Genomic DNA, 24156 nt, shown 5'->3' on the forward strand with positions numbered 1-24156 from the left:
TGAGAAGTGCCCAACCAAGCCATTATGAAAACGTCCGCTCGGCCGGTCGCAAAACAACACCGCATCGTCATCCTCGGCGGCGGTTTCGGCGGCGTCTACGCCGCCATGAGGTTGCAGAAGCTGTGCAAGCGGCGTCCGGAAGTGGACATCACCATCATAAGCCGCGACAATTTCTTCCTATTCACCCCGATGTTGCCGCAAGCTGCGACGAGCAGCGTCGACACCAATCACGTCGTCGCTACGCTGCGGCGCATCTGCCCGCGCGCCCGCTGTTGGGAAGCTGAGGTCGAGGCCATCGACCTCGCGTCCCGGCGCGTCTCGGTGACCCACGCAAGCGGCCACCGGCATGAGATCGAATACGACCAACTGCTGCTGGCGCTGGGCGGCGAGACGAACTTCTTCGGGCTGCCGGGCGTGGCGGAACACGCGCTCACCATTCGCTCGCTCGCCGACGCGGTGTTGTTGCGCAACCGCGCGCTCGACATGTTGGAACAGGCGGAGATGGAAGATGACGCGCAACTTCGCAAACGGCTGCTGACGTTTGTGGTCGCCGGCGCCGGCTTCGCCGGTGTCGAGACGGCGGCGGAGCTCGACGTCTTCATGCGCAACGTCGCCGTGCAGTACCGGAACTTCAAGGCCGCCGACATCCGCACGGTGCTGGTCGATGTGCAAAATCGCATTCTGCCCGAATTGAGCGAAGCGCTTGCAGAATTCGCCGAGACAACGCTGCGAAAACGCGGCATGGAGTTCAAGCTCGGCGTCAAGGTGCGCTCGGCGGATGCGGGCGGAGTGGATCTCGAAGACGGCACGCGGATCGACACCCTGACGTTTGTGTGGGCAGGCGGCGTGACCGCGAACAGCCTCGTCGCAAAACTGCCGTGCGCGGGTCCTCGCGGACGCGTGAGCGTGGACGCCGACCTGGCGGTTCCTGGCTACCCCGGGCTTTGGGCGATCGGTGACTGCGCGGAGGTGCGCCCGCCGGACGGCGGCAAGCCGTATCCGCCCACCGCGCAGCACGCCCTTCGCGAAGGGATTCATGCGGGCAGCAACATGATGAGGTATCTTGACGGCAAACCGCTGCACCCGTTCGCGTTCACGATGGTCGGGCAGATGGCGCACCTCGGCGAGCACAAGGCCGTCGCGATGATCGGCGGCTTCAAACTTTCCGGATTCCCCGCGTGGTGGCTGTGGAGGACTTACTATCTATTCCGCATACCGACGCTCGAGCGCAAGATCCGGGTGGCCCTGGACTGGACCCTGGACTTGGTCTTCTCACGCGACACGGTGAAGGTGAATCTGCCCATGCAAGATACGGATAGAAACCATAGCGGCCAATCGCGTAGAATAGGGACATGATTCAGCATGGTGCGCGGACTTCAGGCCGCGCGAGCTCAGAAGTCCGGATCGTGGACCGCGCCTGCCGTCTCATCGATGACGGCGAGGAGCAGCCGACCCTGCAGCGCCTCGCCGAAAAGCTTCGCGTCAGCCCGCACCGGCTCCATCGCGCGTTTCGGAAAGTCGCTGGCGTGACACCACGCCAATATGCGCAAGCCGGCCGCTTCGGCCGCCTCAAAGCGAATCTGCAAAACGGCAAGCCGGTCACGCGGGCGCTTTACGACGCCGGGTTCGGTTCGAGCCGGGCCGTGTACGAGCGCGCAGGGGATCACCTCGGCATGACGCCGGCATCGTATCGGAAAGGCGGAGCCGGAATGGAGATCGCCTACACGGTCGTGGACTGCCCGCTCGGCCGCCTGCTCGTCGCGGGCACGCATAAAGGCGTGAGCGCCGTGAGCCTCGGCTCGTCCGACGGCGTTCTCGAGCGCTCGCTGCGCGACGAATATCCGGCCGCGGACATCCGCCGCGGCGGCGCCTATCTCACCGAGTACGTCCGCGCGATCGTGGCGCATCTGCGCGGCCGGCAGCCGCACCTAGAGCTGCCGATCGACATTCAAGCCACGGCATTTCGCCGGCGCGTGTGGGAACAATTGCGCAAGATCCCATACGGCGAGACGCGCACCTACGGACAGATCGCCGCGGCCGTCGGCGAGCCGAGCGCGGCACGCGCTGTCGGCCAAGCGTGCGGCGCGAATCCGGTCGCGATCGTCATCCCGTGCCATCGCGCGGTGCGCGGCGACGGCAACACCGGCGGCTACCGCTGGGGCCCGGCTCGCAAAGCGAAAATCCTGGCGACCGAACACGAGCGTGTGGAGCAGGAGCTTTAGCTCCTGCTGACCCATCTCCCGGACGCGATTCGCTGGCCATCCTCGGCCTCGCGATTGTACAGGTACACCCACGCCGGCTGCGTTGGGCCCTCTTCGAGGCGCACGCTTCTTATGCCACGTACGTACTCGCTTGCCGAGGGATCGAGCGGGTCGTAACCTTCGACTTCATCCAGCACCTCGAGCGCGACCGCGATGTCCGAAAACCGGAACAATTCGCCGCGCACGACACCCGACCCGTCCTTTAGTCCAGGATAACGGCCTGTCGAATAGAGCAGGCCCGCGACCGACGCGCGCCCCAAAAACTCCGCGCCCCGCATATGCTGATGCAGCTCGCAGCCGTTCATCAGCGCGCCGTACACGAAGATGGTATTCAGCGCGCTTTCAGTCGGCGCCAAGGAAGCCGCCCCCGCTCGCCAAAAGGATGAGAACTCTCACGCGCCCGCCTTCCTCTCAAACCATCACAACTGCATGATCATCCGTGCCGAACGGCTCACCAAACAGTTCCGCACCCTCAAGCGCAAGGAGGGCGTACTGGGCGCGCTCTCCACCCTGTTCTCGCGCGACTACGAAGTCAAAGATGCGGTGCGCGAAGTCTCGTTCGACATGCAGGCCGGCGAGCTGGTCGGTTACATCGGTCCGAACGGCGCTGGGAAGTCCACCACCATCAAGATGCTCACCGGCATCCTCGTGCCGACCTCCGGCAATTGCACCGTCAACGGTATCGTGCCCTGGCTGGACCGCCAGGGCAACGGCCGCCAGATCGGCGTCGTCTTCGGCCAGCGCACGCAACTGTACTGGGATCTTCCGCTCATCGAATCGTTTGAACTGCTGCGGGCGATTTACGGCATCCCCAGCAGCACCTACAAGAAGAACATCAAGGATTTCACCGACTTGCTCGGGCTTGATGAGTTCATGCGCACGCCCGTGCGCCAACTCAGCCTCGGTCAGCGCATGCGCGGCGACTTCGCGGCCTCGATGCTGCACGATCCGAGCGTCGTCTTTTTGGACGAGCCGACCATCGGTCTCGACGTGGTGGCGAAGGAGAACATTCGCACGTTCATCGCGCGCGTCAACCGGGAACGCGGCACGACGTTCATCCTCACGACCCACGATCTGGCGGACATCGAAAAGCTGTGCGCCCGCATCATCCTCATCGATCACGGCCGCAAGTTGTACGATGGCGGCGTCGATGCGATCAAGAATCGCTACGGCCGCAACCGCACGCTGACGGCAGACCTTGCGTGCGAAGATTGTTCGGACTTCGAACTGCACATTCCGGGAGCGCATATCGTTGAACGCAACGGCCCGCGCATCGTAATGGAGTTCAACCGCGACGCGGTGCGCGCGGATCAGCTCATTTCGGCGCTCGCGCAATCGTACGAGCTCAAGGACGTGACCATCGCCGAGCCTGCGCTCGAAACGATCATCCGGGGCATCTATCAGCACGGTTTGGACGGTCTCGCCGCCGAAGCCGGCACCGCAACGCTTCAGGGCGCAGAGGCTCCGACATGACCAAGAACATCGCGTACGCGCTCGCGGTCCTGCTGTCAGCGCTCGCGTTACCCGCCTCCGGCGCCTCAGACGAACAGGAGCAACCGGCCGAGTATCGCGTCGACCTCAACAAAGGCGTGTGGCTCAAGGGACCGAGCCTGCCGTCGGCGCGTCAGGACGCCGCAGCGGCCGTCATCGCGGATCGGATCTACTTGGTTGGCGGCTTCGGGCCGCACGATCGTCAGATGAGTTCGACGCTGGTCTTCGAGCCGGCCGTCGCCACGGAATTCGATACTCAAGACCGAGGCGGTCCGATCGTTCCGCATGTCGGCGAGTGGACCTACGCCGCCAATATCCCGGAGCCGGTGGATCATGCCGCCGCGGCCGGGCTAGACGGCTACCTCTACGTGGCGGGTGGGCGCATCGAGAACTTGGTGAGCAACAAGTTCTGGCGCTACGATCCGATCGACGATCAATGGGTCGAGATGCCCTCCATGCCGTATCCGCGCTACGGCGCCACCATGCAGGCGTTCGACGGCAAGCTCTACCTCATCGGCGGGCAGTCCTCGCACGGCAACGATGAGCAGAGCTTGATGATCTTCGATCCGCAGACGAGCGAGTGGCGCAGCAAACCGTACGAGCTCGGTATCGAACGCATCGCTTCGGCCAGCGCCGTCATCGGCAACCGCATCGCCCTGGTCGGCGGGCGCAACCGGGATGAGATCAACCTGAGCGCATGCGAGCTGTTCGATCCGGTGCGCGATCGCTGGAGCGCCTGCTCGCACTTGCACGAGGCGCGCAGCGGCTTCGGCCTCGCGGTCGTGAACAACCGCATGGTGGCGATCGGCGGCGAGGATCTGCTGCGCGATAGCTGCACCCAGACCTCCGAGATATCCGAAGACAACGGCTACGGCTGGATGAACGGCCCGTGGCTGCCTTTCCCGCGGCACGGCATGGCGGTGGTCACGGTCGGCCAGACCGTTTGGGTCATCGGCGGCACGTCCTATGTCGGCACTGCGCCGATCGACGGGGTCCTGCGCTTCGTCAGTCCAGTCGTCAAGGTCAAGTTCAGGGGCCGCGCGCGCAAGTGAGGGCGGCCGCGTATGTCGAGTTCGCAAAACGGGCGTTTTCGCGAGAGGCGACGTATCGCACCGAAGTTTTCACGCACATCGGCTCGATCGCGCTGCGGGTCTACTTGTACTTCGTGCTGTGGACCGCGCTGTACAAGGGTCACGGCACGCAGGCGGGCTTCTCGCTGCAGGACACGATCACGTACGCCACGCTGGCGCTGCTGTTGGGCTTGATCTTCGGCGTGAACGGCGCGTATGTGATCCGCGAGAAGATCCGCGAGGGCGGCATCGCCATCGATCTCATGCGCCCGATCAGCGTGCCGCTGTACATCTTCGCGGACACGGCCGGGCAGACCGGCTTTGCGATCGTGCAGATCGTCCCCGCGCTGCTGCTCGCCATGCTGCTGCTGGGCCTCAACCACACGCATCTGGAGGCGCCGGCCTCAGTGGGGGCGGCGTTCGCCTTCGTGCTCAGCGTCGGCCTCGGCTTCGTGGTCAACTATTTCCTCGACTTGATGATGGCGACCATCACCTTCTGGACCATGGAGATATTCGGCATCCAGCTGATGGTCCAGTTCATCACATCGCTGCTGGCGGGCGCGGTCGTGCCGTTGCAGTTCTTCCCCGGCGGTTCGGCCGCGATCGCAGAAGCGTCGCCTTTCGCGGCGATTTACAGCGCGCCGATCTCGATCTACATAGGTCAGTATGCCGGCGCGCAGATCTGGTCCACGCTCGCCATGCAAGCCATGTGGGCCGTGGTGTTCGGCGTGTTCGCGATGCTGCTGTGGCACGTGGGCGAGCGCCGCGTGGTGATCCAAGGTGGCTAGCGCCGGCGAGGAACTGGCGCAGCGCAATCTGTTTGCGGATTACTGGCGGGCGTATGCCGAATTCTGGCGGCTGAATTTTCTCACGCTGCTGGAGTACCGGCTGAATTTCTTCATCTGGCTCGCCTTCAGCTTAGTGTTGCACGGCACGGCGGTGGTGACGATCTGGGTCATGATGCAGCGCTTTCCGGTCATGAACGGCTGGCACTGGCAGGAGGTCATCTTCCTCTATGCATTGTTCATGCTCGCGCACACGGTGAACAACACGCTATTCTTCACCGTCGGCAATGTGCCGTGGGATATCCAGGAAGGCAGATTCGACCGCTACATGGTGCGGCCGCTCAACCCGCTGTTCCAAGTCATCTCGCAGCCGGGGCAGATATGGCCGGACGAGATCCTCATCGCGATCGTGTTCTTCGCGGTCGTGCAGGGGCTCGTGCACCTGCAGTGGTCGTGGGCCGCCGTTGCGCTGCTGTTCGGCGCGATGGCGGGCGGGGCGCTGATCGACTTCGCGATCCAGCTCGCGGTCGCGACGCTCTCGTTTTGGGTGATCCGGCTGGATACGCTGCGCTGGGTCGTGATGTCGCTCGAGAACGACTTCACGCGCTATCCGATCTCCATCTACAATCGCGCGGTCCAGATCGTGCTGGCCTACGTGTTCCCGTTCGCCTTCATGAATTATTTCCCAGCCACCACGCTGCTGCACAAGACGATGGACGGCGACTACGCCGTCAACCCCGCGCTCGGGTGGCTCACGCCGGTGGTCGGCGCGGTGTGGTTCGGGGCAGCGTATTGGTTTTGGAAGCGCGGGTTGAACCGCTATCAAAGCACGGGATCGTGACAGACGCGGCGTCGAGGGCTATAGGCTGACGCGATCCATCAGGCGCCGATAGTACGTCTGATTGAGCGACTCGTCCGCCTGCGGCCAGAGCGTGAGGCCGCACATGAAACACGCGAACTCGAATTCGCGATAGCCGAGAATCGGATAGGCATAGGTCCGCCGCTCGAGGCCGAGTGAGCGGCACTTCGGGCAGTGACTCAATGCGACGGTGAGATCGGCGATCACGGGCGCAGACTTTCGCCCCGAGTGCGCGATTCCTTGAGGGAAGAAGACGCCCGATCCCAGAAGGCGCGCCTCTTCTAAGCGAAAGGACGGGCATGGATCTCGCACGCGGTTTTCCACGCAGCCCGCGCGAGCGGCTCGACGGGCTCTCGATGTTCCCGCGCGCCGTCGACAAAGCGCGGGCGAGCATCGCAGGCACGCTTGGCGAGTATATCTACGATTGCCCTATGGACCGGCAGCTCTTCAGCACGCTCGGTGTGAGCGCCGAGCAGTTCCTCGACGCGGTGAAGCGCTCGGACACGGATGATGACGTGATTTCGCGCCTTCGCCCTTTGCGCAAACCGCTCGGCGAGCCGGAGCGCGCGGCTCACAACCAACGCATCGACCACTGGGTGCCCTCGTCGCCGGAGGGTTGGGAGCACTATCGCGAGGACTTGGAAAAGCTCGCGAAGGGTCGCACGGATATCAAGAACCGGACCGATCTCATCGATCTTGAAGAAGGCCGCCTCGCAGCAGCAAAGACTTCGTAGCAACGGACCTTTGTGGAAACGGACCTTCAGGTCCGTTTAAGGTATGAATACCAAGACCATCATCGAGCCGTTCCGCATCAAGGTCGTCGAACCGATCCGCCTGACCACGCGGTCGGAGCGCGAGGCGCATCTCAAGGCTGCTGCTTACAACCCTTTTCTGCTGCATGCGCGAGACGTGCTGATCGACCTTCTGACCGACAGCGGCACCGGGGCGATGAGCGCCAACCAGTGGTCGGCGATCATGCGCGGTGACGAATCCTACGCCGGCGCCGAATCCTACTATCGATTCGCCGACGCGGTGCATGACGTCTTCGGTTTCAAACACGTGCTGCCGACGCATCAAGGCCGCGCTGCGGAGCGCATCTTGTTCTCCACGATGTGCAAACCCGGAGACGTCGTGCCCAACAACACGCATTTCGACACGACCCGCGCGAACATCGAGCACGTGGGTGCGGAAGCGATCGACTTGCCGATCGCGCAGGGCCGCATACCGGCAGCCGTGCACCCCTTCAAAGGCAACATGGACGTCGAGGCGTTGGAAGCCTTGATCGAACGGGTCGGTCCGGATCGCATTCCGCTCGTCATGATCACGGTCACGAACAATTCGGGCGGCGGTCAGCCGGTGTCGATGGCGAACATCGCCGCCGTGCGCGCGGTATGCAGCCGCTTCAAGCTGCCGCTGTACCTCGACGCCTGCCGTTTCGCCGAGAACTGCTGGTTCATCCGCGATCGTGAGGCCGGCTACGCCGACACGCCCGTGATCGAAATCGCGCGCGCCCTCTTCTCGCACGCCGACGGCTGCACCATGTCCGCGAAAAAGGACGGCCTGGTCAACATCGGCGGCTTTCTCGCCACCAACGACGACGCGCTCGCGAAGCAAGAATCGAATCTGCTCATCCTCACCGAAGGCTTCCCGACCTACGGCGGTCTGGCAGGGCGCGACCTCGAAGCGATGGCAGTCGGGCTGAAGGAAGTGCTGGACCACGATTACTTGCGCTACCGGATCGTGTCGACGGCCTACCTCGGCAATCATTTCAGCGAGATCGGCATTCCGATCGTCCAGCCGCCGGGCGGTCATGCGATCTACATCGACGCCGCCGGCATGCTGCCGCATATCCCGGCTCGAGAGTTTCCCGGTCAAGCGCTCGCCTGCGAGATGTACGCAGCGGGCGGCATTCGTTCGGCCGAGATCGGCACGGTCATGTTCGGCCACACCGATCCGAACACGCACGAAGAGCACGTCGCCGCGATGGAGCTCGTACGCCTGGCGATCCCGCGGCGCACGTACACCCAAAGCCACGCCGACTACGTGATCGAGGTCATGCAGCAGGTCTACGCGCAGCGCGAGCGCATCCGCGGCATGAAGATGATCTGGCAGTCGCCGCCGCTGCGCCACTTCACGGCGCGCTTCGAGCCGCTCCCATAATGCCCGTCACCGGCATCGACCCGAAGAACGTCCCAGAGCGTTTCCGCCCTATTCTCTACGCGAATCCCTGGGCCGATCATTTCGATCTCGAGGTCGTGAGCTACGGGTCGGGCAAAGCCGAACTGCGTTTCCAATACGACAAACGCTTCACGCAATATCAAGGCGTCGTGCAAGGCGGCGTCCTCGCGGGTTACGCGGATGCCGCGATCGCGGTCGCGGTCACCACGATTCTGCCCGAGGGCAAAGATATGGTGACCACCGACTTGTGCATGCAATACGTGCGTCCGGCGAAGTCCGGACCATTCCTCGCCAGGGCTGAAGTCGTCGATCGCGGCAACACGCTGTTGCGCTGCCAAGCCGTGGTCGAGATCGAGGGTCAGGGCGTGTGCGCGCGCTGCACGGCGACATACATGCTGGTGAGTCCGCGCATGCCGCAGCCGTGAGCGAGCGCTTCAGCGTCGAAGAGCCGGTTCGCTGGAGCGACGTCGACATCGCGGGCGTCGTCTGCTATGGCGCCTTCGTGCGCTTTTTTGAAATCGCCGAGAGCGAGCTCATGCGTGCCGCCGGCATGCCCTACGGCAAGGTCTTCGATCGTTTCGATATCTGGTTGCCGCGCGTGCGCTACGCCTGCGACTTCCGAGCGCCTGCGCGGCTGGACGAGCGGCTCAACGTATCGGCGTGGATCAAGCGCATGGGCGAGCGTTCCATCGCGTTCGCATTCCAGATCAACAAGAAAGACGACGCCGAGCTCGTGGCTGAGTGCGAGATCGTGCTCGTCTGCGTGGAGCGCAAGACGTGGGCCTCGCGCGCGCTGCCTGTCGAGTTGCGGGAAGCGCTCAAGCGTTTTTTGGTCTAGGGCGCTCTTCTTCGGCGCTTTGCATGCACACCCCGCAGGGCTCCATGCCGACCTCGTGGGCCAACGCCGCGGTGATGGTCATCACAGAGGATCCTGCGCGCGCGCTTAACTGCCGGTGGCACTCGCTGCCGGCTGCATGATAGAGACGCTCGCCGATGATGGCCACGGCTTCCATGCGCTCCCGCTTCGTGAGATTTTCATGAAAGTGCTCCCGGTCGCACCGATATCTATGCTAGATCCGTTATCATGACGGATGGAGGCCCTGCAGGACCGTTTGGGCGGATGCGAAGCCTCTAGCCAAGAGAGAAGTTGCTCACCGTGATACTGCAATCATTACCGACCAGCTCGGGCTGGCGGCTCTTCAAGATCGAAGGACAACTCGATTTCACGAGCGCCCCTACCGTTCGTATGGCTCTGGCGTACGTCGCCGGCCGCGACCGCTCGAATATGCTCGTCGATCTCGAAAACGTCAGGGCGGTAGACGACAAGGGCGTGGCGGCTCTGACGGGCGCGCTGCGCCGGCTGCGCAGCGAGGATCCGCAGCGGCATCTCGCGCTTGTCGCGCGCCAGCGCTCGCTTGCGGAGTCGCTCACCCGCGGGGACCTGCCGTCGGATATTCGGATCTACCGGAGCGGGCGCGAAGCGCTGCGCTCGATCGCGGCGTAAGTCCGACTACTTATACTCGGTGTGGGTCCGGCCGAATAGGCGATGGACGACTCTGACGTAATGCAGGTCGTCCGGCAGCGGTCCGGAGTACCGTCCGATATCAGCGACCGGGTTCAACTCCATCCAGCCCGCCGGGTACACCTTGGTGGGCTTATCGGGCTGGCGCGTGAGCGTGCCTCGCGCGACGACCAACTCGCCGCGGTGCAGATGAAGACTGCGGATGAAGTACTTCATGTCGCGAAACCGGCGCGGCGCCTCGACGACGACGAAGCCACCTTTATGATTGATGAGGTAGAGATGCAGATCGCCGTCGGTTTCGGGCGCCTTGTGAGAGAAGTAGCCGACGACCTCGATCCGGGAGCCAACCGGCGCGAGTTGGATCTGTTCGATCGCCACTCGCTGGTTCGGCTGGGTGACGACGACGGTCGGGTCCGGAGGCAGCCTGTGCCGCCTGGCCGGAGCGGGGGTGGCCACAAACAAAAGGGCCGCGCCGAGCGCGGTCACTATGACCAATTTCGAAGACCTCACGATGAGTATTTCCCCGTTAAAGAGGCTCCCGCCCTCCTTGCTGCGTGGCCTCAATTTTGCTATAATTAGTGTTTGGCACGAGACGAAGAAGCCCAAGCCATTTTCCTCCCGTTTCTTCACACATAGGCGCACAAACAATGCAAGACAAAAAGACGCCGGCGTCGTTTGGTAACATCGATGCCCTGGTGCACGAGATCCCGAACAAGTATCTGCTGGTGAACGCGGCGCGCGTGCGCGCGCAGCAAGTCGTCAACGGCGCTGAGACGCTCGTCGAAGGCGCAAATCCGGAAAAAGCGGTGAGCACTGCCTTCGCGGAGATCGCCGGTGGCAAGCTCGAGTATTCCACCGAGCCGGAAAAGCAAGAGACCAAGGACGCGGCCTAGCCGCTCATCTTTCGCCAGCGCGCCGCGGTCTGCGGCGTCTCTCGCACCGTCACCTCATCGATTGAAACACGCGACCCCGCCCTTGTTTGCAGCATCTGCGCGAGCACGAGTGCGATGTTCTCGGCCGTGGTCGCCAGTGCGCCACCCTTAAATTCCGGCATCGCGTTCAAGTCACGATGGTCGAATTCGTCGATCGCGCTCTTGAGCACGTTGTAATCGATCACCATGCCGTGCTCGAGCGCTTCGGCCGAGGCGACGACTTCGACTTCGTAGCGATGCCCATGCGCGCGATTGCACGGAGATTCATACGGCAGATCGAGTTGATGCGCGGCGTCGAAGTGCGCGCAAAGCGAGATGGAGATCACCGTCCGGGCTCGCCGCCCCACAGCACGTAGTGCAGTTGCGGGAGCACGCGCACGTCGAACGGGCGCCAGCGCCGCTCGGCCATGATCGATTCGGTGAGCCACTTCAGGAACATCGCATAGCCATCGCCGCTGCCGGCGCTGCGGCTCTCGGGCTGCAGAACGATCGGCGTCTTCGCAGGCAGCGACTCCGATATTCCCTCGACGCACGCGAGCGCCTCGCTCAAGTCTCGTAGGCCCGCGATGACGAATTTGAGCTGCATGCGCCCGGCCGCGCATGCACAGAATCTCCGCAGCGTGGCCGGCTTGGGGGAATATCCGGAACTGCCGACTTTCGGGGAGATCGAGAAAAGCGAAACGCCGGGCAGGTCGGTGAAAATGGTGCCGCTGGTCTCGACGGTGATGTGCTTGCCGTGGAGCGCCTCGACCAGAGGCGCGATGTCTTGCGCCAGCGGCTCACCGCCCGTGATCACTACTCGGTCGAAGTCCGCGGCTTGCGCCGCGAGCGCATCGACGGAAACATCGGCGCCGGCGTCGCCCGCCAGCGCGTATGGCGTATCGCACCAAGCGCAGCGCAGCGGGCAACCGTCGAGCCGAATGAAAAACGCGGGCGAGCCGATGAGGCTCCCCTCGCCCTGAATAGAAGCAAACGTCTCGTTGACCAGCAGCGTCTTGGTCGCAAGCATCGGAGTGATTTTCGCTTTGCCCTTGGGCACATCCCGTGCCGCCGGCCCTACAGAGGCACGGCGCGCAAGGCGTCGAAGCGGGCGATTCTTCTCTTCCGAGCTTGCGTTCGGAACGCCACATTTGAGGGGGGTGCATAATCAATGGCTACACCCGCTGCCGCAGGCATAAGGAACGTGGCCTTTGTCGGACCTCACCACAGCGGCAAGACCACGCTCGTCGAGGCCATGCTTGCGCTTTCGGGAGCGGTGCCGCGAAAAGGCTCCGTCATCGAGGGCACCGCGACCACCGACCACGACCCTGAATCGCACGCCCACCAAATGTCCGTCGCGCCGAACTTCGCTCACCTTCAAACGGAAGGTGTGCGCGTGAACATCATCGACTGCCCCGGCGCGGTCGATTTTTTTGAAGAGACTAAGCTCGCGCTGCTCGGCGCGGACGCGGCCGTGATCGTCGTCGAAGCGGATCCCAATCGCATCCCCCAGGTCGAACTGCTCGTCGAGCACCTCGAATCGCGCAAGATGCCGCATTGCTTCGTCGTCAATCGGCTGGACCGGCCGGGAGCCGATTTTTCCGCGACGTACGCGCTGCTGCGCCAGCGTTTCGGCAACCACGTCGTCGCCGAGCAGCTGCCGACCGGCCAGGGCGAGAACTTCAGCGGCTATGTCGACGTCGTCGGCATGCAAGCCCACGCATATGGAGACGGCGGCAAGCCGGCGCCCACGAGCATGCCCGAGCATCTCGTCGACAAGAACCGCGAAGAGCTGCTTGAAGCGCTTGCCGATTTCGACGACCATCTCATGGAGGAGATCCTCGAGGGGCAGGAACCGCCGGTCGACGAGGTCGAGCGCGATCTCACCGCCGATGTCAGTGAAGACAAAATCGTGCCCGTGCTGGTGGCAAGCGGCGTCAAAGGCTGGGGCGCCCAAGCGCTTCTCGAGGTCATCGTGCGCCAGTTTCCCGACGCCGCGACGGCCACGCGCGTGGACGCAGAGGGGAAAGCGGTCGAGCCCAATCCTCAAGCGCCGCTCGTCGCGCAAGTCTGCAAGACGTTCGTGCATCCGCAAAGCGGCAAGGTCTCCGTCGCCCGCGTCTTCGCCGGCACGATCTCCGGCGATACGCAACTGACGAACGCGACGAAACCCGACGTCAAAGAACGCCCCGGTGGCCTGTTCGTGCTCCAGGGCAAAACGCAAACCGCGGTCACAAGCGCAGGACCCGGGAGCCTCGTCGCCATCACGCGCTTAGAGGCGACGCATACCGGAGACACGTTCAGCGCGGGCGGCAAGCGCAGCATGCCGGTGCCGAAGCAGACGCCGCCATCTTTCGCGGTGGCGATCCGGCCGCACGACCGAGCTGACGAAGCCAAGATGTCGGCTTTGCTCGTGCGGATGAAAGAAGAGGACCCGACCGTGCTGGCCGAGCGCGCGCCATTCACAGAAGAGTTGGTGCTGCGGGGGCACGGCGAGATGCATCTCATCGTGACCGCGGAGCGCCTGCAGCGCAAGTACAATGTGAAACTCGACACGCACTTGCCCACCGTGCCCTATCGCGAGACCATCAGCCATAAGGTCACCCAGCAGGGCCGCTACAAGCACCAAACCGGCGGCCACGGCATGTTCGGCGACGTCCACCTCGAGATCGAACCGTTGCCGCGCGGTACCGGCTTTAAGTTCGAAGAGCGCGTCGTCGGCGGCGTCGTGCCGAAGCAGTTCTTCCCCGGCGTTGAAAAGGGCGTGCGCGAAGCGCTCGACAAAGGCCCGATCGGCGGTTTTCCGGTCGTCGACGTCCACGTGACGCTCTACGACGGGTCGTACCACACGGTCGACTCCAACGAAGCGTCGTTTCGCATGGCGTCTTCGCTCGCCATGCGCGAGGGACTGCCGAAGTGTTCGCCGGTGCTGCTGGAGCCGATCCTGCGCGTGGAGATCACCGTGCCGTCGCACTTCACGAGCTCGGTGCTGCAGCAGGTCTCCGGACACCGCGGTCAGATCCTCGAGCATGGAGGCTGCGATGAGCGCGCCGGTTGGGATACCGTCAAGGCGCTGGTGCCGCAGGCCGAGCTGCCTCGCTACCTGACCGAATTGCGCACCGCGACGCAAGGTCTAGGATATTTCAAAGCCGAGCACGACCACTTCGAGTTCGCGCCGCCGAAGATCACGCAGACGGTGACGGCGGAGCGCAAAGAAGCGCTGGCGGCGCGCTAGCTTGTCCGCGCGCCGCGCCTATGCGCTGCCTACGGCCAAGGCGCACTACGCGCCGGACCGCCCGGCGAATATCGGGCACATAGCGCTCAAGCTCTCCTTTGACTTCGAGCGGAAGATCTTGTACGGCCGCTGCACGACCACGTTCACGGTGGTCGGCGCCGGTTTAAAGGACCTTGAGATGGACGCCGGCGGCCTGACCATCAAATCGGTGACGTCGGCCGGCAAACCGCTGCAGCATGAGGCGAGCGCCGGCAAATTGCTCATACGATTCTCAAAGCCCATCGCATCCGGCCGTACTTTCGACGTCGTCGTCGATTACGAGGCGCGTCGCCCGCGTCAGGGCATCTACTTCATCGGGCCGGACGAGGGCTATCCGAAAAAGCCCGTGCACGTCTGGACGCAAGGTCAGGATCAGGACGCGCACTACTGGTTTCCGTGCATCGACCATCCCAACGACAAAGCCACGAGCGAAGTCACCGCGACCGTGCCCGAGGCCTTCTTCGTGTTGAGCAATGGCGTGCTCGTCGAGACGCTGCACGATAAGAAGAAAAAGACCAAGACGTACCATTGGAAGATGGACGTGCCGCACGTGACCTACCTCATCAGCGTGGTGGCCGGCAGATTCGCCGGCCGCACATCCTCCGCGGACGGCACGCCGGTATCGTGGTACGTGCATCCGGGGCGTGAGGTCGAGGGGGCGCGTTCGTTCGGCAAGACGCCGCGCATGATCGAGTTCTTCAACGACCGCATCGGCGTCCGCTATCCGTACGCGAAGTACGCGCAGATCGCGGTCTCGGATTTCATCTTCGGCGGCATGGAGAACACCACCGCGACGACGCAAACGGACGCTACCTTACACGATGCGCGCGCGGCGCTGAACTACACCAGCGATCATCTGGTGGCGCACGAATTGGCGCATCAATGGTTCGGCGACTACCTGACCTGTAAGGATTGGTCGCACGCGTGGCTCAACGAAGGCTTCGCCACCTACTTCGACGCCCTGTTCACCGAAGCGGATCGGGGAGCCGACGATTTCGCGTACTACCGCATCGAGCAGCAGGACCGCTATCTACGCGAAGACCGCGATCGCTACCGCCGTCCGATCGTGACCAACGTGTACTCGCAGCCGGTGGACCTTTTCGACCGGCACCTCTATGAAAAGGGCGCCTGCGTGCTGCACATGATCCGCCGCCGTCTCGGCGACGACTTGTGGTGGCGCGCCATCAATCGATACGTCGCCGACAACGCGCGGCGCCACGTCGAGACGGTCGACTTCGCGCGCGCGTTGGAAACCGTTTCGGGCCGCAATTTCCAGCCCATGCTCGATCAATGGGTGTTCGGTTCGGGCCATCCGGAGTTCGAGGTGCACTACCATTGGGATGCGCAAGGCCGCGCCGCCATCGTGCGAGTCAAGCAAACGCAGAGCGAGCCGTTCTCGGTGCCCTTGAGCATCGACTTTGGGTTCGCGGGCGGACGCCGCGAAACGTTTGAGGTGACGTGCGACGCGGCCGAACAATCATTTCGCTTTCCGCTTCGGGCCAAGCCGGATACGTTCGCCTTCGATGGCGAAGCCGACGTGCTCAAAACGCTCAAGCTCGACGTTCCGCGCGAGATGCTGCTGCGTCAGCTCGCTTCCGATCGCCGCATCGGTACGGGGGTCGCCGCCGCCCGCGCCTTGGCAGAAGGCTCATCGAGTGAATCGGTCGAGGGGCTCGCGCGAGCGGTCATGCACGCGCGGCACTGGAGCATCGCCGTCGAAGCGGCGGCGGCGCTTGGGCGCATCCGCAGCGAGGCGGCGCTTGAGGCGCTCTTGCGCTCGACGAAAGTGCCGCATGCCAAAGTGCGACGCGCGGTGGCCGACGCGCTCGGATCTTTCCGTGGCGACCAAGCGTGCCGCGCGCTCATGCCGCTGCTGAAGCACGATCGCTCGTACGCGGTCGAAGCTTCAGCGGCCACGTCCATCGGCAAGACGCGTTCCACGCTTGCCTTTGCCGCGTTGGTAGCCGGTCTGGAAAAAGAATCGTGGACGGACGAGGTGCGCTCGGGCGTGATGGCCGGATTCGCCGAACTCGGCGACGATCGTGTCGTGCCGCTGCTGCTTGCATGGATCAAGTATGGCCGGCCGCCAAATGCGCGGCGTGCCGCGGCCGCGGCCCTCGGTCGTTTGGGGGAAGGCCGCAAAGACGTGAGCCGCGCCCTTATCGAGTTGCTGGACGACGAGCGCGATGTTCGGATGCGCTTGGCGGCCGTCGAGGCGCTCGAAGCCGCGCACGATCGCGATGCGCTGCCCGAACTCGATCGCATCGCAGGGCATGACGTGGACGGCCGGCTGAAGAGCAGGTGCATCGAAGCAGCGCATGCGATCCGCACCTCCTACGAGCGCTCGGACCAAGTCAAGCAGCTGCGCGACGATCTCGAACAGCTGCGCGAGACGAACAAACGCCTGCAGGATCGGCTGGATCGCTTGGAGTCAGGCGCACATGGCGACGGCATTCGTCAACGCCCGCGTCGCAACGCTCGATCCTAGCACGCCGCGCGCCGGCGGCGTGCTCGTGGCGGACGGCCGCGTGCAACGGCTCCTGGACGGCGTACCCACCGGATTACCCAAGAGCGTACACGTCGTGGACTGCGCCGGAGCGGCGATCGTGCCTGGTTTTTTCGATTGCCACGCGCATCTGACCGATACCGGGCTGCTCGCCGGGGAATACGATTTTCGAGACTGCCAGGACGTCGCGGCGATGCTGCGGCGCGTCGCCAGGCTCGACGACTCGGTGTTGTACGCCGGCAATTTCGAAGATCATCGCGTCGCCGAGGGGCGTCCCCCCTTACGCGTCGAGCTTGACGCCGTCGCGCCCGATCGTCCGGTGCTGCTCACCCGCGTTGACGGGCACTCGTGCGTGGTCAACTCAAGCGCGCTTGCCGCGGTTCGGGTGGAGGCGCTCGAAGGAGTCGAACGCGACGCCGAGGGCGTTCCAACCGGGCGTCTGCGCGGACCAGCCAACTACAAAGCTCAGCATGACTTTTTCGCGCTGATCCCCGCGCCGGCCAGGCGCCGTGCCGACGAACGAGCCGCGCGCATCGCGCTGGCGGCGGGCATGACCTGCGTGCACAATGTGATCGTGGGTGACGCCTCGCTCGAGTATTTGGAGGCGGAGTACCGCGCGAACGCGGCTCTGCCGCTGCGCGTCATCGCCAAGTCGTGCTCGGTCGACGTCGGCAAGATCCGCAAACTCGGCGGGCGGCTCTTCGGCGGCGATATTTTCCTCGATGGTTCGATCGGCTCGCGCACGGCGGCGCTCGGCCGCGACTATTGCGACGGTGAAGGGCGCGGACTGCTGTATCTGGATCGCGACCAGCTCTTCGAGCTTTTCGACGAGGCGGCGGAAGCGGATCTATCGTTGGGCGTGCACGCCATCGGCGATCGCGCGATCGAAGAAGCCATAGCCGCCTGGGAGCAGGTCATCGCCAAACGGGGGCCGCTCCGAACGGTGCGGCCGGCGATCGATCACTTCGAGATCGCCGCGCCGGAGCAGATCGCGCGCGCAGCGCGCTGCGGCATGCTGCTTTCGATGCAGCCGGCGTTCGACCACTTGTGGGGCGGCGATCAGGGGATGTATGCGCAGCGGCTGGGAGCCGATCGGGCTAAGGCCATGAATTTGTTCAAGAGCGCGAAGCAGGCGGGTTGCGTCATCTGTGGCGGCTCGGATAGCCCCGTCACGCCGTTCTCGGCGCTCCTAGGTATCCATAGCCTCGTGAATCATCATGTGCCTGAGGAGCGCTTCAGCGTCGAGGAGGCGCTGCGCGCCTACACCGCGGACGCTGCGAAACTTTCGTTTGACGAGGGCCGCCGTGGCGTGCTCGCTTCCGGCATGGATGCCGACTTCGTTGTGCTTGAACGTGCTCTCGAAGACGTGCCGCGCGATACGATCAAAGATATCCGCGTGCTCAAGACGATCGTCGCCGGCGAAATCGCCTACTCGATATAGGGATCACTTCGCGAGCAGCACTGAACTGGACTTGATCACCGCGGTCACGGCGTCGCCGACTTTGAGCTCCAACTCGGCGATCGCCTCGGCGGTGACAATCGCCACCAAGTGATTGTCGCCGACTCTCATCGCGACTTTGGCTTGGAAGCCTTCGATCTGGATCGACTCTACGATCGCCGGCAGTTTGTTACGCGCCGAGAGCCGCATGGCCGCCCTCCACTTGGGTTGCGGCGTCAAGAATAGCAAACGCCATCAAGAGCGCCGCGGCATTCTCCGGATGATCGATGTCGATGCCGAGCACGCTGCGCACCCGGTCCAACCGATAGCGAACGCTGTTGCGGTGCAAGAACATCGCTTCAGCCGTGTTCGTGATGCTGCCGCCGTTGGCGTAGTACGTTCGCAGCGTCGCGCACAGCGTGCCGTCGCGCTCAGCATCTGCCGCGGTCAATGGCAGCAACAAGCGTCTCGAGCGCTCCACCGCTCGTGGATCTCGCGCACCCGCGCTTGCGGCCTCTTTGAAGACCGCAGGTGCATCGGGTCGAAGGCTTCGCGGCATTGTGACGTCAGGCGACCTCGATCGAATCGACCACCGTCGTGGGCATAGGGATAGCCTGTCCGCGATCCCGCATGAGCTGCACGTGGCCTGCCGCGGCTTCTCGAATGAAGCGGCTAGCTTCGTCGCGCGTGTCGGCCAACGTGAAGCAACCAGGAATGTCTGGGACGTAGGCACCCCAGCCCCCGTCGGCACTCTTCTCAAATATGACTACATATCTCATATCAGTTTCGCCGTTTTCAGGATTCTCCGGAGTAGTCTTGGCGGGATGTCACGGCCAAGAGCGTGAATCGGCACGGTGACGATATTTCGCTCGCCGTCCTTCGTGAAATGATGGTGGCTTCCCGTCACCCGAGCAAGCGTCCATCCGTTGTCGTGCAAGAGTCGAATGAGTTCGCGCGTTTTCACCCGCTTCGTACTTCACGCTTTTCGGGCAACTGTCAATGACTAGCAGCCAACTCAAGATCGCGTTTTCGACGATCGTGCGCTTAGAAGCGCCGACGACGCTGGGCACGTTCGCGCAGGTCGCGTCGGCGATCGCCGATGCCGGCGCACGCATAGGCGCGGTCGACGTCAACCGCGTCGGCACCAAGCGCGTCATCCGCGACATCAGCATCGACGTCGCCGACGACGATCACCTGAAGGTGGTCATCACCGCGCTCGAGCGCATCGAAGGCGTGCGCATCCTGCACGTCACGGATCGCACGTTCCTCGCGCACCTGGGCGGCAAGATCGAAGTCAATCCGAAAATCGCCGTGACCAATCGCGAAGTGCTATCGCGCGTGTACACGCCGGGCGTGGCGCGCGTCAGTTTGGCGATCGCGGACGATCCCGGCAAGGCGTACACGCTGACCGTCAAGCGCAACCTGGTGGCCATCGTCACCGACGGCACGGCCGTGCTCGGTCTCGGCGACGTCGGCCCGTATGCCGCCCTTCCCGTCATGGAAGGCAAGGCGATGCTGTTCAAGCAGTTCGCGGGCGTCGACGCCTTTCCGATCTGCCTGGACACCAAAGACGTCGCTGAGATCGTGAACACCGTGATCCACATCTCGCCGGTGTTCGGCGGCATCAATCTCGAGGACATCTCTTCGCCGCGCTGTTTCGACATCGAGGAGCGGCTCATCAAGGCGCTCGACATCCCAGTCATGCACGACGATCAGCATGGCACCGCGATCGTGATCCTGGCGGCGCTCATCAACGCGCTCAAGGTGGTGGGCAAGAAGCTCGCGGACGTGCGCATCGTCATCAACGGCATCGGCGCCGCCGGTTCCGCGTGCGCGAAGATCCTGCTGTCGGCAGGCGTCGGCGACGTCATCGCCGTCGATCGCGCGGGCGCGCTCGTGGCGGGCGCCAAGTACGACGGCAACCCCGCCTGGCAATGGGTGGCGGAACACTCCAATAAAGAGCGCCGGCGCGGTTCGCTCGCCGACGTCATCGCGGGTGCCGATGTTTTCATCGGGCTGTCCGCGCCCAATGTCCTTTCCGTCGATGCGTTGAAGAAGATGGCGCGCGCGCCGATCGTGTTCGCGATGGCGAACCCGCTGCCGGAGATCGCGCCGGAGATCGCCGAGCCGTACGTCGCGGTGATAGCGACCGGCCGTTCGGACTATCCGAACCAGGTCAACAATCTGCTCGCCTTCCCGGGCGTTTTCCGCGGAGCGCTGGACGCGCGCGCGAGCTGTTTCAACGAACCGATGAAACTGGCGGCGGCGCACGCCATCGCATCGGTGATCGCCCCGGACGAACTTTCATCGGAGTACATCGTTCCGAGCGTGTTCGATGCGCGGGTCGTCGAGGCGGTCGGCAAGGCGGTAGTGGCCGCAGCACTGGAGTCGGGAGTGGCGCGGCGCACACCCGCAGGCGAGGAGATGGGGACTTAAGAGAGGGCGCGCTTGCGCGCAAAGGGAAAATCGGCACATGAAAAGCGAGCCGAAGATTCGCGCTTCGCTGCCTGAGGGGCTTACGCCCGAGCAGTTGCGCGATATGTATTATCGGATGGCATTGACGCGCTTGTGCGACGACCGGGCGTTCGCGCTCAATCGCCAGGGCAAGATCCCATTTGCCGCCACCTGCCAGGGTCACGAAGCGGCGCAAGCCGGCGCGGCGTTCGCGCTCAAGCGCGGCACCGATTGGCTGGTGCCCTACTATCGCGACACGTGCCTGGCGCTGTCCTTCGGCGTGACGGCGCGCGAGCAGATGATGTGCCTGTTCGCTCGCAAGGGCGACATTTTTTCCAGCGGACGGCAGTTCCCGAACCACTACAGCGTGCCGGACCGCCACATCGCCAGCATTTCGAGCATCATCGCGGCTCACGTGACGCACGGTGTCGGCATGGCGCTGGCGTTCAAGATGCGCAAGCAGCCGGTGGTCACGCTCATCACGTTTGGCGAAGGCGCGACCAGCGAAGGCGAGTGGCACGAAGCGCTCAATTTCGCCGGCATCCACAAAGTGCCGTGCGTGTTCTTCTGCGAGAACAACGAGTTCGCGATCTCCGTGCCGCAGCGTCTGCAAATGGCGATCAAGAACGTGGCGGATCGCGCGCATGGGTACGGCCTTCCGGGCATCATCTGCGACGGCACCGACCCGGTGGCGACGTACCTGTGCGTGCGCGAAGCCGTGGAACGAGCCCGGCGCGGCGACGGCCCGACGCTGGTGGAGGCGAAGTGCTATCGCGCGATGTCGCATACCAGCGATGACAATCAATTGACCTATCGCACGCAAGAAGAGATCGACGCCGTCAAGGCGCGAGATCCGCTCCCGAAATTCGAGAACTGGCTCAAGGACCACGGGGTGACCGACGACGACGAAATTGCGCAGATGCGCAAGCGCGCCCAAGCCGAGGTCGACGAGGCGACTGATTGGGCCGAGGCACAGCCGCCGCCGACGGAAGAAGACCTGTACACGCACGTGTACGCCTCCGGCCCGCTTTCATAGGATCACACATACCATGGCCACAAAAAACGTTTTAGAAGCCGTGCGCGACGCGATGCACAGCGAAATGGTGCGCGACGATCGCGTCTTCATCATGGGAGAAGACGTCGGGCCGCGCGGCAATGTCTTTCGCATCACCGCAGGCTTCCTCGATGAATTCGGGCGCGATCGCGTCATCGACACCCCGCTGGCCGAAGCGTCGATCGTGGGCGTGGCCATTGGGGCCGCGATGGCGGGCATGCGCCCGATCGCGGAGATCCAATTCGCCGACTTTATCTATCCGGCGTACAACCAGATCGTGGGCGAGGCGGCGAAGATCCGCTATCGCAGCGCCGGCGGCAACACGTGCCCACTGGTCATCCGCACGCCGTACGGCGGCGGCGTGCGCGGCGCGCTGTCGCACTCGGTGAGCATCGAAGCGCTGTTCTACCACGTGCCTGGATTGAAGATCTGCGTTCCGTCCACGCCCGCGGACGCCCAGGGCCTGCTCACGAGCGCGATCCGCGACGAAGATCCGGTGATGGTGCTCGAGCATAAGAAGACGTATCGCCTGATCAAAGGCGAGGTGCCCGACGGCGACTACACCGTGCCCATCGGCAAGGCCGACGTCGCGCGCGCCGGCAAGGATCTGTCGATCATCACCTACGGGTTGATGCGCCATCTGGCGGTCGAGGCCGCGGACAAGCTCGCCGCCGACGGCATCGATGCCGAAGTGATCGACCTGCGAACTATTCGCCCGATGGACCGCGAGGCGATTGTCGCAAGCGTCACCAAGACGCGCCGCGCGCTGATCCTGCACGAGGATCAGAAGTTCGGCGGGGTGGGCGCCGAAATCGCCGCGATCATCGCCGAGCAGGCGCTATTCGAACTCGATGCGCCGATCAAACGGCTGGCCGGCCCGGACGTGCCATCGATGGGCTATGCCAAGGAATACGAGGAGGCGTTCATGCCCAATGTCGAGCGCATCACGAGCGCGATGCGCGAGCTCGCCGCCGCCTGACATGGGCCAAGTCATCATGCCGCAGCTCGGCGAAACCGTGACCGAAGGCACCGTCGCGCGCTGGCTCAAGAAGGTCGGCGAAAGCGTTGCCAAGTACGAGCCGCTGCTCGACGTCGAGACCGACAAGGTGGCGTCGGAGATCCCATCACCGTTCGCAGGCACGGTTGCGAAGATCCTAGCCGAAGAGGGCGCGACCGTGCCGGTTGGCGCGCCGGTGTGCGAGATAACCGAGACCAGCGCGGCGCCTGCGGGAAGTGTGACCCCGGGTGGTGTCGCTATGCCTGTTTCGCCGATCTCGGCCGCGCCTCAGGCGGGCGACGGACAAGCCGCTGCCACCCCGACGCCGGCCGCTCCTGAAGCCGCGTCTCCAGCTGGCAACGGCGCGCGCTACTCACCCGCCGTGCGCAAACTCGCGCGAACGCACAGGATCGATCTCGGCGCCATCAAGGGCTCGGGCCGTGGCGGCCGCGTCACGGCGAGAGACGTGATCGCTCACACGGAGTCCGGTACCGTTGCGCCGCCTGGGGCGCCGCCCGCAGCGGCCGCTCCGGCCGGACAAACTACTGCGGCGCCGCAAGCAGCGCCGGCGGTACTCGCGCCCGCACCGACGCCCGCGGTGAAGCCGGCCGCGGTTTTCGCGGCGCATCCACAACCTCTGCCGGTAGCTCCTCCTGGTCCGGACGACACCGTGATCCGTCTCTCGCAAATGCGCAAGACCATCGCCGAGCGCATGGTGCTCTCGAAAACGACCATCCCGCATGCGTGGTCGATGGTCGAGGCGGACGTCACGAAGCTCGTCAAGTGGCGAGAGAAGGAAAAAGCCGCGTTCAAGGCCCGCGAGGGCGTCAACCTCACGTTTTTGCCGATCATGATCCAAGCCGTCTGCGGCGCTCTGCGCGAGTTTCCGATGGTCAACGCCGTGTGGGCCGGCGACTCGATCATCCAGCGTAAACACATCAATATTGGCGTGGCGGTGGACATCGAAGACGGGCTTATCGTTCCGGTGGTGCGCGACGCCGACCGCTACAGCTTGGCCGGGCTGGCGGCAACCGTTAATGACTTGGTCGAAAAAGCGCGCAGCCGCAAGCTGACGATGGACGACCTCATCGACGGCACGATCACGGTGGACAACACCGGCAGCCTCGGCAGCATCGCTTCCGTTCCCATCATCAATCCGCCGCAGGCCGCGATCATCACGATGGAGGCCATCGTCAAGCGGCCGTGGGTGGTGGAGGATGCCATCGTGATCAGGTCCATCATGAATGTTTGCTTATGCCTGGACCACCGCGTTTTGGACGGGGCCGTGGCGTCCCATTTCCTGCAAGCCGTACGGCGCAGGCTCGAAGAGTTTTCAGCATGATGTAGTGCCGAGCT

The 24156-nt window shown here is 64.0% G+C and carries 26 protein-coding genes; 19 read left to right on the forward strand and 7 right to left on the reverse strand.

What is annotated here, in order from left to right:
- Nucleotides 1–24 precede the first annotated feature (24 nt).
- Together VN934_07075 and VN934_07080 are read left to right on the forward strand one after the other, a co-directional pair.
- A complete protein-coding gene (locus VN934_07075) occupies nt 25–1356 on the forward strand; it encodes an NAD(P)/FAD-dependent oxidoreductase (protein HXM18560.1) in 1332 nt (443 codons plus the stop codon).
- Nucleotides 1353–2222: a methylated-DNA--[protein]-cysteine S-methyltransferase gene (locus VN934_07080; protein ID HXM18561.1), complete on the forward strand. Its 870-nt coding sequence runs from the start codon at nt 1353–1355 to the stop codon at nt 2220–2222. Before VN934_07075 ends, VN934_07080 begins: the two co-directional genes overlap by 4 nt.
- On the opposite strand, the gene VN934_07085 is transcribed toward VN934_07080, so the two are convergent.
- Nucleotides 2219–2617: a gamma-glutamylcyclotransferase family protein gene (locus VN934_07085; protein HXM18562.1), complete on the reverse strand. Its 399-nt coding sequence runs from the start codon at nt 2615–2617 to the stop codon at nt 2219–2221. The two genes, VN934_07080 and VN934_07085, sit on opposite strands and share 4 nt — an antisense overlap.
- Before the next feature lie 73 nt (nt 2618–2690).
- Between VN934_07085 and VN934_07090 the strand changes: the two genes are divergently transcribed.
- From VN934_07090 to VN934_07105, 4 genes are read left to right on the forward strand one after another with little or no spacing between them, the layout of a single operon-like run.
- The gene (locus VN934_07090; GenBank protein HXM18563.1) at nt 2691–3734 is read left to right on the forward strand and encodes an ATP-binding cassette domain-containing protein; all 1044 of its coding nucleotides are present in this window, start codon (nt 2691–2693) and stop codon (nt 3732–3734) included.
- Nucleotides 3731–4804 (forward strand): kelch repeat-containing protein, encoded by a 1074-nt coding sequence (locus VN934_07095; GenBank protein ID HXM18564.1) that lies wholly within the window; start codon nt 3731–3733, stop codon nt 4802–4804. The genes VN934_07090 and VN934_07095 overlap by 4 nt, the downstream gene beginning before the upstream one ends.
- Nucleotides 4801–5610, forward strand: coding sequence for an ABC-2 family transporter protein (locus tag VN934_07100; protein ID HXM18565.1), 810 nt, complete (start codon nt 4801–4803; stop codon nt 5608–5610). The genes VN934_07095 and VN934_07100 overlap by 4 nt, the downstream gene beginning before the upstream one ends.
- Nucleotides 5603–6448, forward strand: a complete 846-nt coding sequence (locus tag VN934_07105; GenBank protein ID HXM18566.1) for an ABC-2 family transporter protein — start codon at nt 5603–5605, stop codon at nt 6446–6448. Before VN934_07100 ends, VN934_07105 begins: the two co-directional genes overlap by 8 nt.
- An 18-nt stretch (nt 6449–6466) precedes the next feature.
- On the opposite strand, the gene VN934_07110 is transcribed toward VN934_07105, so the two are convergent.
- Complete coding sequence (locus VN934_07110; protein ID HXM18567.1) at nt 6467–6673, reverse strand: hypothetical protein; 207 nt, start codon at nt 6671–6673, stop codon at nt 6467–6469.
- Between the two features lie 92 nt (nt 6674–6765).
- Here VN934_07110 and VN934_07115 point away from each other — a divergent pair, with 92 nt between their 5' ends.
- The 5 genes from VN934_07115 (at nt 6766) to VN934_07135 (ending at nt 10148) form a co-directional block, all read left to right on the forward strand.
- Nucleotides 6766–7200 (forward strand): DUF5069 domain-containing protein, encoded by a 435-nt coding sequence (locus tag VN934_07115; protein ID HXM18568.1) that lies wholly within the window; start codon nt 6766–6768, stop codon nt 7198–7200.
- A 43-nt stretch (nt 7201–7243) separates the two neighbouring features.
- A complete protein-coding gene (locus tag VN934_07120) occupies nt 7244–8626 on the forward strand; it encodes a tryptophanase (GenBank protein HXM18569.1) in 1383 nt (460 codons plus the stop codon).
- On the forward strand, nt 8626–9069 hold the full coding sequence (locus tag VN934_07125; protein ID HXM18570.1) for a PaaI family thioesterase: 444 nt from the start codon (nt 8626–8628) through the stop codon (nt 9067–9069). Before VN934_07120 ends, VN934_07125 begins: the two co-directional genes overlap by 1 nt.
- Nucleotides 9012–9482 (forward strand): thioesterase family protein, encoded by a 471-nt coding sequence (locus tag VN934_07130; protein HXM18571.1) that lies wholly within the window; start codon nt 9012–9014, stop codon nt 9480–9482. Before VN934_07125 ends, VN934_07130 begins: the two co-directional genes overlap by 58 nt.
- Before the next feature lie 318 nt (nt 9483–9800).
- The gene (locus tag VN934_07135) at nt 9801–10148 is read left to right on the forward strand and encodes an STAS domain-containing protein (protein HXM18572.1); all 348 of its coding nucleotides are present in this window, start codon (nt 9801–9803) and stop codon (nt 10146–10148) included.
- A 6-nt stretch (nt 10149–10154) separates the two neighbouring features.
- On the opposite strand, the gene VN934_07140 is transcribed toward VN934_07135, so the two are convergent.
- Entirely contained in the window at nt 10155–10676 is a 522-nt protein-coding gene (locus VN934_07140) for a hypothetical protein (GenBank protein ID HXM18573.1), read from the reverse strand.
- Between the two features lie 137 nt (nt 10677–10813).
- Here VN934_07140 and rpoZ point away from each other — a divergent pair, with 137 nt between their 5' ends.
- Entirely contained in the window at nt 10814–11059 is a 246-nt protein-coding gene (gene rpoZ / locus VN934_07145) for a DNA-directed RNA polymerase subunit omega (protein HXM18574.1), read from the forward strand.
- Here the strand turns inward: rpoZ and VN934_07150 are convergent.
- Both VN934_07150 and VN934_07155 read right to left on the reverse strand, forming a co-directional pair.
- On the reverse strand, nt 11056–11424 hold the full coding sequence (locus VN934_07150) for a 6-carboxytetrahydropterin synthase (protein ID HXM18575.1): 369 nt from the start codon (nt 11422–11424) through the stop codon (nt 11056–11058). The genes rpoZ and VN934_07150 overlap by 4 nt on opposite strands.
- Complete coding sequence (locus VN934_07155) at nt 11421–12107, reverse strand: 7-carboxy-7-deazaguanine synthase QueE (protein ID HXM18576.1); 687 nt, start codon at nt 12105–12107, stop codon at nt 11421–11423. The genes VN934_07150 and VN934_07155 overlap by 4 nt, the downstream gene beginning before the upstream one ends.
- A 141-nt stretch (nt 12108–12248) precedes the next feature.
- Here VN934_07155 and VN934_07160 point away from each other — a divergent pair, with 141 nt between their 5' ends.
- Genes VN934_07160 through VN934_07170 form a run of 3 tightly spaced genes read left to right on the forward strand, consistent with a single transcriptional unit; the run spans nt 12249 to nt 18298 of the window.
- Nucleotides 12249–14312 carry an elongation factor G gene (locus tag VN934_07160; protein HXM18577.1) on the forward strand — a complete coding sequence of 688 codons (2064 nt, stop codon included), beginning with the start codon at nt 12249–12251 and terminating at the stop codon, nt 14310–14312.
- 1 nt (nt 14313) lies between these two features.
- Nucleotides 14314–16839, forward strand: coding sequence for a M1 family aminopeptidase (locus VN934_07165; GenBank protein ID HXM18578.1), 2526 nt, complete (start codon nt 14314–14316; stop codon nt 16837–16839).
- Nucleotides 16793–18298: an amidohydrolase gene (locus VN934_07170; protein HXM18579.1), complete on the forward strand. Its 1506-nt coding sequence runs from the start codon at nt 16793–16795 to the stop codon at nt 18296–18298. Before VN934_07165 ends, VN934_07170 begins: the two co-directional genes overlap by 47 nt.
- Before the next feature lie 3 nt (nt 18299–18301).
- Here the strand turns inward: VN934_07170 and VN934_07175 are convergent, their stop codons facing one another.
- On the reverse strand, nt 18302–18505 hold the full coding sequence (locus tag VN934_07175; protein HXM18580.1) for a TOBE domain-containing protein: 204 nt from the start codon (nt 18503–18505) through the stop codon (nt 18302–18304).
- Nucleotides 18486–18854: a helix-turn-helix domain-containing protein gene (locus VN934_07180; protein ID HXM18581.1), complete on the reverse strand. Its 369-nt coding sequence runs from the start codon at nt 18852–18854 to the stop codon at nt 18486–18488. The genes VN934_07175 and VN934_07180 overlap by 20 nt, the downstream gene beginning before the upstream one ends.
- Before the next feature lie 440 nt (nt 18855–19294).
- Here VN934_07180 and VN934_07185 point away from each other — a divergent pair, with 440 nt between their 5' ends.
- The 4 genes from VN934_07185 to VN934_07200 are packed head-to-tail and all read left to right on the forward strand — an operon-like array spanning nt 19295 to nt 24142.
- Nucleotides 19295–20731, forward strand: coding sequence for an NAD-dependent malic enzyme (locus VN934_07185; GenBank protein HXM18582.1), 1437 nt, complete (start codon nt 19295–19297; stop codon nt 20729–20731).
- Nucleotides 20732–20768: 37 nt separating this feature from the next.
- Nucleotides 20769–21785, forward strand: coding sequence for a thiamine pyrophosphate-dependent dehydrogenase E1 component subunit alpha (locus VN934_07190; protein HXM18583.1), 1017 nt, complete (start codon nt 20769–20771; stop codon nt 21783–21785).
- Nucleotides 21786–21798: 13 nt separating this feature from the next.
- Entirely contained in the window at nt 21799–22782 is a 984-nt protein-coding gene (locus VN934_07195) for an alpha-ketoacid dehydrogenase subunit beta (protein HXM18584.1), read from the forward strand.
- Nucleotide 22783: 1 nt separating this feature from the next.
- Nucleotides 22784–24142 carry a dihydrolipoamide acetyltransferase family protein gene (locus tag VN934_07200; protein HXM18585.1) on the forward strand — a complete coding sequence of 453 codons (1359 nt, stop codon included), beginning with the start codon at nt 22784–22786 and terminating at the stop codon, nt 24140–24142.
- Nucleotides 24143–24156: the final 14 nt, after the last annotated feature.

This window comes from Candidatus Tumulicola sp. (genome assembly GCA_035601835.1).
In the GTDB taxonomy this organism is placed as follows: domain Bacteria; phylum Vulcanimicrobiota; class Vulcanimicrobiia; order Eremiobacterales; family Eremiobacteraceae; genus DATNNM01.

Coding starts and splice junctions, on each gene's coding strand:
- VN934_07075 (HXM18560.1), top strand. CDS start 25: ATGAAAACGTCCGCTCGGCCGGTCGCAAAACAACACCGCATCGTCATC.
- VN934_07080 (HXM18561.1), top strand. CDS start 1,353: ATGATTCAGCATGGTGCGCGGACTTCAGGCCGCGCGAGCTCAGAAGTC.
- VN934_07090 (HXM18563.1), top strand. CDS start 2,691: ATGATCATCCGTGCCGAACGGCTCACCAAACAGTTCCGCACCCTCAAG.
- VN934_07095 (HXM18564.1), top strand. CDS start 3,731: ATGACCAAGAACATCGCGTACGCGCTCGCGGTCCTGCTGTCAGCGCTC.
- VN934_07115 (HXM18568.1), top strand. CDS start 6,766: ATGGATCTCGCACGCGGTTTTCCACGCAGCCCGCGCGAGCGGCTCGAC.
- VN934_07120 (HXM18569.1), top strand. CDS start 7,244: ATGAATACCAAGACCATCATCGAGCCGTTCCGCATCAAGGTCGTCGAA.
- VN934_07125 (HXM18570.1), top strand. CDS start 8,626: ATGCCCGTCACCGGCATCGACCCGAAGAACGTCCCAGAGCGTTTCCGC.
- rpoZ (HXM18574.1), top strand. CDS start 10,814: ATGCAAGACAAAAAGACGCCGGCGTCGTTTGGTAACATCGATGCCCTG.
- VN934_07155 (HXM18576.1), bottom strand. CDS start 12,107: ATGCTTGCGACCAAGACGCTGCTGGTCAACGAGACGTTTGCTTCTATT.
- VN934_07160 (HXM18577.1), top strand. CDS start 12,249: ATGGCTACACCCGCTGCCGCAGGCATAAGGAACGTGGCCTTTGTCGGA.
- VN934_07170 (HXM18579.1), top strand. CDS start 16,793: ATGGCGACGGCATTCGTCAACGCCCGCGTCGCAACGCTCGATCCTAGC.
- VN934_07175 (HXM18580.1), bottom strand. CDS start 18,505: ATGCGGCTCTCGGCGCGTAACAAACTGCCGGCGATCGTAGAGTCGATC.
- VN934_07180 (HXM18581.1), bottom strand. CDS start 18,854: ATGCCGCGAAGCCTTCGACCCGATGCACCTGCGGTCTTCAAAGAGGCC.
- VN934_07185 (HXM18582.1), top strand. CDS start 19,295: ATGACTAGCAGCCAACTCAAGATCGCGTTTTCGACGATCGTGCGCTTA.
- VN934_07190 (HXM18583.1), top strand. CDS start 20,769: ATGAAAAGCGAGCCGAAGATTCGCGCTTCGCTGCCTGAGGGGCTTACG.
- VN934_07195 (HXM18584.1), top strand. CDS start 21,799: ATGGCCACAAAAAACGTTTTAGAAGCCGTGCGCGACGCGATGCACAGC.
- VN934_07200 (HXM18585.1), top strand. CDS start 22,784: ATGGGCCAAGTCATCATGCCGCAGCTCGGCGAAACCGTGACCGAAGGC.